At 66.6% G+C, this 11616-nt stretch carries 11 protein-coding genes and 1 pseudogene; 3 read left to right on the top strand and 9 right to left on the bottom strand.

The window, feature by feature from the left end:
- The 4 genes and pseudogenes from ACFWBB_RS07285 to ACFWBB_RS07300 form a co-directional block, all read right to left on the bottom strand.
- Positions 1–321: pseudogene (locus tag ACFWBB_RS07285) on the bottom strand (hypothetical protein); the annotation flags it as partial.
- Positions 322–327: 6 nt separating this feature from the next.
- Positions 328–1371, bottom strand: coding sequence for a major capsid protein (locus ACFWBB_RS07290; RefSeq protein ID WP_385268039.1), 1044 nt, complete (start codon positions 1369–1371; stop codon positions 328–330).
- A gap of 13 nt (positions 1372–1384) precedes the next feature.
- Positions 1385–1798 (bottom strand): head decoration protein, encoded by a 414-nt coding sequence (locus tag ACFWBB_RS07295; RefSeq protein ID WP_385268041.1) that lies wholly within the window; start codon positions 1796–1798, stop codon positions 1385–1387.
- Between the two features lie 186 nt (positions 1799–1984).
- Positions 1985–2629: a hypothetical protein gene (locus ACFWBB_RS07300; RefSeq protein ID WP_385268043.1), complete on the bottom strand. Its 645-nt coding sequence runs from the start codon at positions 2627–2629 to the stop codon at positions 1985–1987.
- Positions 2630–2793: 164 nt separating this feature from the next.
- On the opposite strand from ACFWBB_RS07300, the gene ACFWBB_RS07305 reads away from it, so the two are divergent.
- Positions 2794–3528, top strand: a complete 735-nt coding sequence (locus tag ACFWBB_RS07305; RefSeq protein ID WP_385268045.1) for a hypothetical protein — start codon at positions 2794–2796, stop codon at positions 3526–3528.
- Positions 3529–3833: 305 nt separating this feature from the next.
- Here ACFWBB_RS07305 and ACFWBB_RS07310 read toward each other — a convergent pair whose 3' ends face one another.
- Complete coding sequence (locus ACFWBB_RS07310) at positions 3834–5660, bottom strand: hypothetical protein (RefSeq protein ID WP_385268047.1); 1827 nt, start codon at positions 5658–5660, stop codon at positions 3834–3836.
- A gap of 409 nt (positions 5661–6069) precedes the next feature.
- On the opposite strand from ACFWBB_RS07310, the gene ACFWBB_RS07315 reads away from it, so the two are divergent.
- A complete protein-coding gene (locus ACFWBB_RS07315) occupies positions 6070–7089 on the top strand; it encodes a hypothetical protein (RefSeq protein WP_385268049.1) in 1020 nt (339 codons plus the stop codon).
- Between the two features lie 50 nt (positions 7090–7139).
- Here the strand turns inward: ACFWBB_RS07315 and ACFWBB_RS07320 are convergent, their stop codons facing one another.
- The 3 genes from ACFWBB_RS07320 to ACFWBB_RS07330 form a co-directional block, all read right to left on the bottom strand.
- Entirely contained in the window at positions 7140–7355 is a 216-nt protein-coding gene (locus ACFWBB_RS07320) for a hypothetical protein (RefSeq protein ID WP_385268051.1), read from the bottom strand.
- A 725-nt stretch (positions 7356–8080) separates the two neighbouring features.
- Complete coding sequence (locus ACFWBB_RS07325; RefSeq protein ID WP_334652279.1) at positions 8081–9619, bottom strand: terminase large subunit domain-containing protein; 1539 nt, start codon at positions 9617–9619, stop codon at positions 8081–8083.
- Positions 9616–10152 (bottom strand): hypothetical protein, encoded by a 537-nt coding sequence (locus ACFWBB_RS07330; RefSeq protein WP_054244779.1) that lies wholly within the window; start codon positions 10150–10152, stop codon positions 9616–9618. Before ACFWBB_RS07330 ends, ACFWBB_RS07325 begins: the two co-directional genes overlap by 4 nt.
- Before the next feature lie 166 nt (positions 10153–10318).
- On the opposite strand from ACFWBB_RS07330, the gene ACFWBB_RS07335 reads away from it, so the two are divergent.
- A complete protein-coding gene (locus ACFWBB_RS07335; RefSeq protein ID WP_334556364.1) occupies positions 10319–11050 on the top strand; it encodes a GntR family transcriptional regulator in 732 nt (243 codons plus the stop codon).
- 46 nt (positions 11051–11096) lie between these two features.
- Here the strand turns inward: ACFWBB_RS07335 and ACFWBB_RS07340 are convergent, their stop codons facing one another.
- On the bottom strand, positions 11097–11597 hold the full coding sequence (locus ACFWBB_RS07340; RefSeq protein WP_334537621.1) for a hypothetical protein: 501 nt from the start codon (positions 11595–11597) through the stop codon (positions 11097–11099).
- Between the last annotated feature and the right edge of the window lie 19 nt (positions 11598–11616).

Consider the following 11616-nt stretch of genomic DNA (forward strand, 5'->3'; position numbering starts at 1 on the left):
CTCCGGCTCCGGCTCCGGCTCCGGCTCCGGCTCCGGCTCCGGCTCCGGCTCCGGCTCCGGCTCCGGCTCCGGCTCCGGCTCCGGCTCCGGCTCCGGCTCCGAGGCAGGATCCGCCACGGTCGGCGTCTCTCCCGCATCGCCGTCCGCGCCGATCGGGTCTGAGGTGGCCTCATCCGGAGAGCGAGCCTCCCCCGACCACGCGGCCGGATTCGGGATGAGGAGGGCGAGCCGCTCGGGAACCTCCTCCCCCGCTTCCAGCCGGATCGGGCCCTGCTCGGGGTCTCGCAGGAATACCGTGCGCGCCAACTTCGCCATGACCATCCCCCTTTAGAAGACCGTCGCGGCGATGTGGATGTCCGGCACGTACAGCACGGGCATCGCAGCAGCAGCGGAGATCGTGGACAGCTGGACCGGGGTACGCGTCTGCACGTGGGTGGTGATCACGATGCCGGGGGCCTCCTCGGCAGTGATAACTCCTTTGCCGCGGAGCTCGATCGCCTCGGCGGTCAGACCGTACTGGGTCTCGCCCCACTGTTCGCGGCGCGGCGGGATCATCGCCCACAGCGACTCCGGGGTCGTGCGCACCAGGGTGTCGCTGCTGTCGTACGCCTGCACGTCGTAGGTGGTCACGGGCGGCAGGTTGTACTTGGCGCGGACCCGGTTGACCTCCTCCGGAGCGAGCATCCCGGTCGGGATCTGCTCGGTGGAGGGCGAGTTGTGGAACGCGGCCCGGTACTCCGCCGTGGACCCGAGCAGCGACAGCGCCTTCTCCGAGCTGATGACCCGCTCGGGGCGAGGCGCGCCGATGCTCTTGAGGTACTGGATCCACGCCAGCTCGTCGGTGACCGGAGTGGCCGCATCCGATTGAGACCACGGCACTGCCACCGTCGGCCGGTTGGCGGCTGGCACCTTCCAGTCCACGTCCAGAGCCACACCGGGCAGGGACACCACCCCAGTGGACAGCATCTGGCCGGCGGCGATCTCCATGGCGGCCTTCGTGGCCTCCACGTGCTGTTCGAGGTCGTCGTACAGCAGGTCGAGGAACTCGCTGGTGTCCTGGCCGCGGTCGACGGCGGACAGAATGATCTGGAGTTCGGAGAAGGGCAGTTCCTGCCCGACCCAGGGCAGCATGCCTTCGTTGATGACCTGCTCCGCCCGCCGCCTGGCGAGCGTCGGCGCGGCTTCCCACGCGCGGAACTTCGCCGCGTTGACGCGCCGCTTGCTGCTCCTTGTACGGAACTTGACGTTGTCGATGTTCCGTTCGGCGAACACCTCGCGGGTGAGGAGGTAGTCCTCCGGCGTGGTGATCGCTCGGATGAACGCCTGGATGTCTTCGGGGACGATCGCCTCAAGAAGCTTCTCAAGTGCCATGGGGTCTGCCTCCTTAGCGGTAGTGGATGAACGCGGTCGTGTTCGCGGCGGCCGGGGGCGCGAAGGCGACGGGCAGCTTCGGCGCCTGCACCTCGCCACGCCACAGCAATGCGCCCGCGGTCTTCGTCGAGCCGGGGGTGAATGCGGTCTCGGCAACGAGGAATCCGGCGAGGACCTGCGTGCCGTCACTGGCCGCGGAGTTGTAGGGCGCGTACAAGCCGGACGCGCTGATCTTCCCCAGTGGGATGCCGGACTTGATGATGTGGCGGGGGTGGTTCTGCGTGCCCGCCGTGTAGTGGGTACCTGCCGTCAGCTTGCTGGTGTCGACGGTGATCGTCTGGGCTTCATGGACGCCGTCCAGTGAAGCGAGCCATGTCCGGTCATCGGTGACCGTCGTGACAGTGGTGAGGACCTGGTAGTCGCTCACGATGTCTCCCTCGTGGGTGCGGATCGGATTCCTCCCGCACCCGGCGCGAGCGGCACGGGGCGGTGTCCACGAAACGGCGGCGGCCGAGCCGCGCCAGGGCGTGGTCCCTGATCAGCCCGACCAGGTTCCGGAAGGGCGTCCACGATTGGAGGGGCGTGGTCCCAGGGCCATGTCTCGCCGACGTGGTCAGTCGCTGATGAGCCCTCGCCGACGGGCCATTTCGAGACCCGCCGCTCCGCGCCGGGGTGGGATGCCTCCGCGCGTCGGGGGGCCGCCGGCTGGGGACCCGCCCGGGGCGGCCGGCACAGCCTCCCGAGCTGGGCCGAACAACTCGGGGCGCCGCTCCTTGAGTTGCGCAGCAGCAGCGGCGACAGCCGCCTCGTCGGCGTCAGGCTGATCGTGCAGGGCTCGGTCGATCAAGAGGACCGCGTCATCAAGGTCGTCCCCCGTCGCGCCGAGTCCTCCGAGGGCAGCGCGCCGGATGGCGGCACGCTCCTTGGCCAGGGCCTGCGCCTCGCGTGTCTCGGCTGACCTCAGTTTCTCCTCGGCGGCCTGCTCACGGCGTTCGACCTCCGTCAGCGCGGCCTGGTCTGCGTCGCGTTTCGTGGTGATGAACTCGGTCAGTGCCTCGGAGCTGTCGAACCCGAGGTCACCGAGCAGTTTCTTCATGGCCGCCCGGCCACCCTGGGTCTTCTCTCGGGCCAGCAGCCGCGAGAGGTCTTCCTGCGTGACGCCGCTGTTCGGGGCGTCGCCCTCGTCGTCACCGGACTTGTTGGAGTCGTCGTCGGGCGAGGTCGGTTCGAGGGGGTTGGGGAGTGAGGGGCGCGTCATTCGTGAACCATCCACAGGTCTCCAGCGCCCCCGCGCCAGTGATCAGTGTAGCCAGCATTTTGACTGGTCTGTTTTCTCATGGGGCAATTTTGTGGCTAATTGAGCCCTCTCGGATTGGAGCTGCGACCGCTCGGGTAGTTGGCCGAGACGAGGGGGAAGCAAGCATGACGAACCAGACAGTGACGCCGGAGCCCGAACCCGAGCCGGAGCCCGAACCCGAGCCGGAGCCCGAACCCGAGCCGGAGCCCGAACCCGAGCCGGAGCCCGAACCCGAGCCGGAGCCCGAACCCGAGCCGTCGCGCTCACGCGGAGGGCAGCTCTCCTGGCTAACTGCTTGGGGCACATTTCTCGCTGGCCTGGCAGCTCTCATGACTGTGTTGACGGCTGCTGCGTCATCATATGTCGCATACGCCACATACAAGAACCAGCAAAAGCAGGATGCAGAAAAACAGAAGACGGCCGCAAAGGATTCTGCTCAACGAGTCGAATTTACGCCTAATCTCTACGGTAACGACTTGGTCACAATCGATAACCCCAATCCCTTTCCGCTCAGCAACGTGCAAGTCAAATTCACGGAGGCCAGCGGCCACGACGTCCATATGGCGACATCGAAGCCGCTTCTATTACCTTCGTGTACGCGTCTCAGGATAGACGTCCCCAGCGCACTCCCGCCGAAGCACACAGACCTGTTCAGCCACAGCGAGGAAAGCCCCGCTATGGCATACTTCACCGACCGGAACGGGAAAGGCTGGACTGCCGAAGGAGCCAACGCCTTCCACGCGGCGGATGGCAAAGGTTTCTCAGACTATAAATTCCCTAAAGGCTGGAAAACTAAAGAAATCCAACTCTCCTTGAATGAGAACTCGCTCGACTTTAAAAAATCCTCCAGATGCAAGTAAAGCTGCCCTACATCGTCTCGGTGAGAATGTGGAGCGAAAACATTCGCTGAGCTCGACGACCACGTCCAGTCCGTGCCGCGCGAGCCAGTCGACGGCCCAGGCGGATGGCGGCCTTGCTCCGCCCTGTCCGTCGATCGCCCTGTCCTTCGGGGCGGCTGATCCATTGCCGCATTCCGTGTCCGAATTATCGGGCCATCTCAAACCGACCCATGCTCCGCCGTCGCCATCGTGGCCGCCGGCGCAACGTCCCTCGCTCGACTTATGCTGGGGTATGGCAGGCCTGACGCCAGGGGGCATCCTCGCCATCAGCTATCGCTAGCTGGCACAAGTGGGACTGCAGGGACATCGGAATTGGCCTCGGGCAGTCCGAGGTACTCACGCACGGCGGCGTTGTCCCCCGTTGCATCAGCGAGACGAGCTGCGGCCTCGAAGGCGCGCGCTTGTATGCGCTCGATCTCCGTCTGTGCGTCGTCAATCGGATATCCGGCATCGATGAGCATCCGGACGCCGGTCTCGATAGACAGAACCCCGGCGCCTACTCCCTTGACCACTTCGTCGAGGACAGCGGCGCGGTCGGTCGGAGTATGCGGTCCCCACATCAGCCGTGTAGGCAACGACTCCCCCGCAGGCCAGCCTTCGGCATGTCCGGCTTGGTGGAGGCGCTGCACCATGCGCAGCAGCACGGCGTACTTGTGGTTGCGGACCAGGCGCATGGCGGCGACAAGCGAGTCGAGCGGGCCCAGTGCAAGCTGTAGTGCGTACCCGGATGGTAGGGCGGTCGGGTCCAGAGTGCCGAGGCCGGCGGCGGTGAGACGGCTGTTCGCTGCAATCCGGTCGAGGATGTGGTCGACGCGGGCACGGAGTTCGGCGAGTTGGGCCGACGTGTCGAGGACGTCCATGCGTCCGTTGTCGTTGAGCTGCCATACCGTCCCCGCCCGAACTTTCACCGGCAGCGGCTGGCCGGTCACTCGGTCGATGGGCAACCGGGCTCCGGCCAGGCCGATAATCGGCGAGCCGGTGGTGGCCGATGCGCCGGAGCCATCGGTGTCGGTCGCGGACAGCTCGTCCAGGGCCTGGAGGACGGTGGCCACGGTCGGCTTCCCCCAGTGCTCTCCACTGGCGGGGATGCTGTTCGTGATGTGGACGACGGGTATGAAGTCCACCATCAGGTCGAGCCTGTCGAGGACTTCACCGTCCGAGCGGACCCGGTAGCGGGCCTTGTGCATCGGCAGGTCGTACAGCAGGTCGGCGTGCGTGAGGTCGTCCAGGTCCCATTCCGCGTCGGTGAGGAAGCACGTCCACGGGGAGGGCCGGTTGGGTGCCCAAGGGTAGGTGCGGGTGATGATGCCCGTGTCGGCGTTCCGCGCGTCGCCGCTCACTAGGATGGGGTCGCCGCCGTCGGTGTACAGGTACTCGCGTGCCGGGCTGCCGTCCTTCGCTACGCCGCGCCGACTGGCCGGACCGATCGGGCCGAGTTCGTAGGTGACCCGCCGAAGCCTCGCCTTGAGCCCGCGCCGTTTGTCCTCGGGCAGCTCCCACGCCAGGTGAACGCGCAGCGGGAACTCAGCACCATCCTGCTCGCCGTCCTCCGGCCACTCCGGGAAGTACAGGCCCGGGTCCCAAGTGCGCAGCAGGACTCGGCCCTTCGCAGGATCCCAGGCGAGGGTGTAGACGGCGTCGCCCAGCAGGATCGCGGTTCGTTCGGCCTGCTGAAGACGCAGCGGAAGCAGCTCCTTCTCCGCCCACCTCCTCAGCTTGTCCTGAACGGCGAGCGCCGCAGCTGCTTCGGCGGTCGGCTCGTCATCGCTGTGCTCCGCACCATCGACGCTGATGACCTGCTCGGAGCCGAGGAGGTAGCCGAGCGCGGTGTCGACCAGCTTGGAGGCATCTCCGAGTTCCCTCCGCTCGATGCCCGCCTCGTCGTCGCCCGTCACGGCGGCGACCTGGCCGGCCTGGTTGGAGTCGTACGCGGCCAGGAGCCGGTAGGCGGCCAGGCGTCGCAGGTCCTCGTCCGGCACCCAGGAGCGGGTCAGTTCCGCCCAGGTGTTACGGCCCGGTCGGCGCGGGTCGGCCATGGCTGGCTTGTAGTCCAGCCAGCTCCAGACGTCGGTGATCAGCTCGCGCAGGCCCACGGTGCCCCTCCAGGCAGTCGGCCCCGCGCCGCATGATCAGGTTACGGGTCCTGACGGTGGGGCCCGTAACGGCTCAGGCATCTACTCGAGTGTGCTGCTCCGGCAGAGACGACACGGGTTCAGCGGTGTGCGCAGTTACATCGCTCGTTCGCCGGCGACGGCGCACCCACCGAGTCATCCAACCGCCGCTGGCCACGAGCCCAGTTGCGAGAAGAGACCCGATGGTTTCGCTCAGCGCACTCTGTCCGATGGCTTCCCAAGGCAACGCGAACACCCACATGACAGCTGTCCTTTCGGTCGACAACACCTTGCTCCTAAGCCTGAGTTGGTACCGGGCAGCTCGGACGCGCGCGGACGACAGGCGATATCGTCGGACAGTGTCGGACGGAATCGGACGGACGGGGGGACGATGCCGAGCTTCAAGCGACCAGAGCTGGGTGATGGGCCGCAGAAGGAACTGAACGCCGCGCTCCACGATCTGCACTTGCGAGCGGGACTCCCATCCGTGCGTGAGCTCGTCGAGAGAGTGGGAGGCGGGGACGTTGCGGGAAGGAGCCGGGTCCACGACGCCTTCTCCAGCCCGCGTTTGCCTGCCTGGGGACTTGTCCAGATCCTCGCCGAAGCTCTGGTGAGCAAGATCCCCGGGGCAGATCCGAAACAGGAGGAGCTGCGTTTGCACCGCTTGTGGATTGCGGCTTCAGGCCAAAGCCCGCAGGACAACGCAGAGCGGAGGACGCCAATCCCCCAACGGGTACCGGCACCTGTTAGGCCACAAGGGCGGCCCGCGCAGCCCATTCTCGCCATGAGAGTCGAATGGGCGGCACCTGCTCTGCTTGATGTGGAGACCCGGAGAAACCTCCGAGAGTTCGTCAGCAGAGCCCTCGATGATATTGGCTGGCCAATTAAGGGCGAGCATCGGAGAGACGGGAGTGCAGGGTCCATCATCATGATTGATCCGGCACACGAACATCCCAGCGTTACCACTGCAACGTTTTTGGCGACGCTGGACGACGAGCAGGCAAGGTCTAAAAGACTGGGCCGTTGGTACACTGCCGCGCTCAGATTCATGGCGGTGCTCAATCGAAACCCCCAGGTGCCGCCCGAAGCCCTCGACGTGCTAAATGATCTCTGGATCTCGCCTCACGTCGAAGATCTATGGAAACTGCGCAGGAACCACGGAGGCTGGCAACCTCCGGCGGACACGCGCGAGGACCTGGGAAATGGGCAGCAAGGGATCAACGAGTCGACCAATTTGGTTTCGGCCGTGCTCTACGGACTCCCCGTTCTCGGCTACTTCGTCGGCGATTGGGCGCAGGCTAGTGACTACCTCCCCTCCCGCCACACGTCACCGGAGCTGGACAACAACCTTCTTGAAGATGCATCGGTTCGAGTCTCGAACACCATTGACCCGTGGGATGCCCCCTTCTGAGGGGGCTCACCGAAGGTGATCTCACTCCCCTAGACCGCGATCCAGCAGCGTTACGGTCCCAACGTGCTACCGCTGGCTTCGGCCACCGCCTCGCCGTACCCAGGTAGTCCCGGCGCCGGAAAGGTGGAGCACGCGGCCAGGAAGCCAACCCGGTCGCCGGCGCCCTGCTGGCGCTCGCCGAGCTGGTCCCATCGGTCGGCGCACTCCTTCTCGCTCGGGCTGGAGTAGGCGAGTGCCACGCCGTCGGCGATCTTCTGCCGCTGCAAGGCCAGACCCTCGCTGCGCCCAAGCCGGTACGTCTCGCGTACGCGGTCGAGGTGAGCGGCTCGCTGCTCCTCTGCGGTCGGCTCGTCTGTGCCGGCTGAGCAACCGGCGAGGCACACGACGACAGCCAGAGCACCCCACACACCAATGCTCGCTCTCCCCCGAGTTCTCATGATCGAGAGGGTATCCAAGGAGCCAGACCGGGGGAGATCATCCGCAGAGGTGCGATCGCCATCAACTGAGTTGGGGAAAGCCGCCCCCTGCGCAGGAGTTGATGCATAGGGTCGCACTGCCACGGCTGTTGCTCACCCGTCTCGCTCGCCCGCTCACACGTCCGGTGCGTTCGGGCACCTCACGGTGAAGGGAGAGTGAGATGGGAGATCACGCTAAGCCGAGGCGACGACGGCTCACTGGCCGCCGAGTCTGGCTGCTCATCCAGATCGTCTTCTGGCTGAGCAGCCACTTCGGCGACCAGTAGCCCGATGGGTACCGGCCGTTCAGGACGGCAATCTTTGGCGGCCGGTGCCCGCACCTTCGATCACAGTGCACACCGAAACGAGATTGTGCAACGCTCCCGAGCATAGCCACGCAGGAGTACGTATGACACGTAAAACTTGATGCAGGTCTCGCGGCGCGGCAAGTTTTCCGCGTCACTACACGACGAGACGGGCCCACCGGCCGGGCAGTTTCCTCTTGGGGCCGTTTCTGGCAGTTGTGCTGGCGCGGCTCAGCGGCGGCCGTCGAAGCGGTCGTCATCGATGTCGGTTGGCAGCGTGTCGAGTTGGTCCGGGTCGGCGAGTTCTGTCAAGCCGTGGACCGCCGCGTCCATACGGTCCGGGCTGTCCATTCCTTCGACCCAGGTGACCATCTGGTCTTCCAGCTCGGTGTATTCGCCGACGTGGTGGACGAGCTGCTGTTCGTATAGCTGGGCTACCGGTGCTGCGCGCAGGCGCTTTCCTACCTTGGCGGTGACTTCGAGGATCATGGGCATGAGCAGGCCCTTGGTGACGCCCTCGCGGCGTAGCTGCTCCCATGCCTGGGTGACGATCTGTCGCGCCATGTCGCCCCCGTAGTTCTTCTCCACCACGATGGCGTCTGCCTTGAGTTCGAGGGCCAGTCGGCAGGCTGCAAGGCCCCAGTCGTTGGCTCCCATGGAGCCGGATCGGTCGGCGAGGACGTAGAGCTGCCGGTCGAAGTCCCGGCCGACTCCGATCACTCCGGTTTCGTCGCCGACGGTGGACTCTCCGCCGGCGGGGTCGACAGCCACGACGATGCGTGCCATGTCGATACCGGAGAACTGGACAGCGTTGATCCTGGCGGTGTCGATCCACTCGCGCTTCCAGACGCCTCCCTCTGGCGGCCTCGGCTTCTGCATGTAGAGGGCGCCCCAGACTCGTTCGCCGACGCGCTTGCGGGTTCGGGCGTGGTGGGCGGCGTCGAATCGCTGGGGCCACAGGGGCTCGCCGGGTGCCCGGCCGAGCGGGTCATCGGGGCTGTCGGCAAGGGCCGGGAGGTCGATGACGCGCCAGGCGTCTCGCTCGGTGGCGAGGATGCGCCCGGCAAGATCGTCCTCGTGCCAGCGCGTCTGGATCAGGCAGATGGCTCCGGTCGGTTCGAGTCGGGTCTGTATGACGGAGGTCCACCAGTCCCAGGCGCGTTTGCGCATAGTTGGCGAGTCCGCATCGGCCATGTCCTTGACCGGGTCGTCCACGATGGCGATGTGGGCGCCGCGTCCGGTGAGGCCGCCTCCGATGCCCGCAGCGAGGAGCCCGCCTTCGCCGCCGACGATGTCGAAGCGGTTGGCGGCCTTGCTGCCGGGCGCGAGCTGGATGCCGAGGTCGTCGCCCCAGGTGTAGATGGCGTCCCTGATCCACCGGCCGTGGTCGTCCGCCAGGTCGGCAGAGTAGCTGGCGATCATCATGCGGTGGCCGGGGTTGCGCCGTAGGTACCAGAGCGGAGCCCAACGGGAGGCGCGTCGGCTCTTGCCGTGCCGCGGGGGCATCGTGAGCATGACCCGGTCGCACCGGCCCTCGGCCATGTCGATGAACGCGCGGTCGATCAGATCGAGGTGCGGTGCCTGCATCTCTCGGCCGCGGGTGAGGACGGCGGCGAGGGCGCCTGGCGAGCGGTCCATGGCCAACTGCCGTTCCGCGCGTGCCAGCTCGACCCGCAGCGTTGGGGAGGCGGTCCGGGCGATGGCACGGCGTTGGGCTGGCGGCAGCGTCTTGTAGTGGGCGATGACGCTCTCGTTGTCCCGGGGCCTCATTCGGCGTCCGGGTCGGTCAGCGTGATCAGCGCGTCGAGTTCGTCGGCGGTGACGTTCTCGATCTGCACCGGTCCCCCGTCGGGGCCGGACAGCTCCGTCCTGACGGGCATGTCAAGGCCGAGCAGCCGGGCGCGCCGCTCCATGATCCGCAGGGTTCGATCGATGGCCGCGAGGTCCTGGTCCCGGACCGCCTTCTTGTATGCCACGAAGAACAGCCGGTCGAGGCGGTCGGCCTCGAGTGCGCGCAGTTCGTCAACGTCGTCGTTCAGCTCAGCGCGGCGATCGGCGAGCGCAGCACGGACGTCACGGCAGGCGGCGTGGATCAGGGCCTCGTCGGTGGGCGGGTCCTGGTCCTTGCGGTACCGCTCGATGCCGTAGCCCTGGGGGTAGGCGATGCCGTCGGAGTTGGCGGTCGGGTCGGCGGCGAGTTTGCGGGCGATCGTGAGCCAGTCCACGCCGGCGAGTCGTAGGTCGATGGCGTCCGAGCGGCGGCGCGCGATGGCCGCACGCGCGGCTTTGTCGGGGCGTCCCACGGCGGGGGTCCTCCACAGCTCGGGTGCGCCCCCGCGCCCGGGTCCATGATCCCACTTCGCTGCGGCTGGCTCGGTACCTCCGTATCTGGGGCGAGATCAGTCCCTGCCGTGTGCTGGGTAGTCTGGTTGACCAGTCGACTTGTCGGGTCTTGAGTGGGTGGCGTTTATGGCATATGAGGTGGAGGCACCCAAGTACGTACGCCTCGCGCAGACCGTCCAAGGTCGGATCGAGGCGGGTACCTACCCGGCTGGCACAAGGGTTCCTAGCGAGAACCAGCTGGTGCAGGAGTTCGGAATGTCCCGGCCGACGGTGGTGCGGGCACTTGAACTGCTGAAAAGGGACGGCTGGTTGGAGTCCCGCCAGGGATTCGGCACGATCGTGCGAGGCAGGCCGACTGTCATCGAGCGGACCGACAGCCGCGGGCGTCATACCCTGATGCGCAAGGAGTCAGAGACTCCTGGGCGGTTGATCTCGGTCGAGCAGGTGAGGCCTCCGGCGCGCGTTGCCTCTGCGCTCAAGTCGCCAGAGCAAGCCGAAGTGCTCAGACGCCGGTTCCTAGTCGAGGAGGACGGGGAAGCAGCCGAGCTGGTCTCGTCATACTTCCCCGTCAGCCTGGCCAGCGGGTCGGAGCTTGAGCTATTCGAGCCGTTGCATCTGGGGCTGCGCGAATACCTGGAGGCTCGGCACAGAGTCCGCCTCGACTACGTGACTGAGCAGGTTTCCGCTCGGATTCCGGATGATGCTGCTGAGGCTGAGCTTCTGGGGCTGCCTGCCAGCGCGCCGACCCTCGCCATCTTGCTCACTGCCCGCGATGCATCCGGGCACGCCTACCAGGTGAACGACGTACTGCTGCCCGCCGGTGCGCGAGGGCTGGAGACCACATACCGCCTGGACTGAGTGCTTTCTGCGGGGCCCGAGACTGCCGCTCGGGCCCCGCAGGGGGTCACATCAGGGACATCTGCTCCCCCTGACCTGGCCTCTTCGGCGGCATGTACTCCGGTGGGGCGTCGGGCGCATTGCGCTCGGTCCGGAGCCACCAGGCGAACTGGTAGTTGCGGCAGGTGCGAAAGCGGTAGGCCTTCCGGCGTGGCTCACTTTCGGGGATGCTGTGCTCGCCCCACCCGGTGATGGGGCGAGCGTTGTCGAGGCGCACGTACAAGCCGGGCACCAGGGCATTCCCCTCCCATTGCTCACCTGGGGCGGCTTCGAAGGCGAGGTGCGCGTTGTCACTCCACTTCCATGGGTTGGGCAGCGCGCACACGTACCAGGCCAGGGGCGGGTTGTGATCGGGGAGTTCGATCGTCTGGTGCCGGCGGCTGATGTCGAGCCGGGGGCGGTCGGGCTGCCCGAAGCTGCGCAGGCAGTGTTGGTCGAGGGCTACGTGCCGCACGCCTGCCAGCCACATGATGTGGTATCGAGTTCGTGATTCAATTTGGATCTGCATTCGCCGTGACATCCGCTCC

Origin of the sequence: Streptomyces sp. NPDC060000 (assembly GCF_042737375.1) — a bacterium.
In the GTDB taxonomy this organism is placed as follows: Bacteria; Actinomycetota; Actinomycetes; order Streptomycetales; family Streptomycetaceae; genus Streptomyces.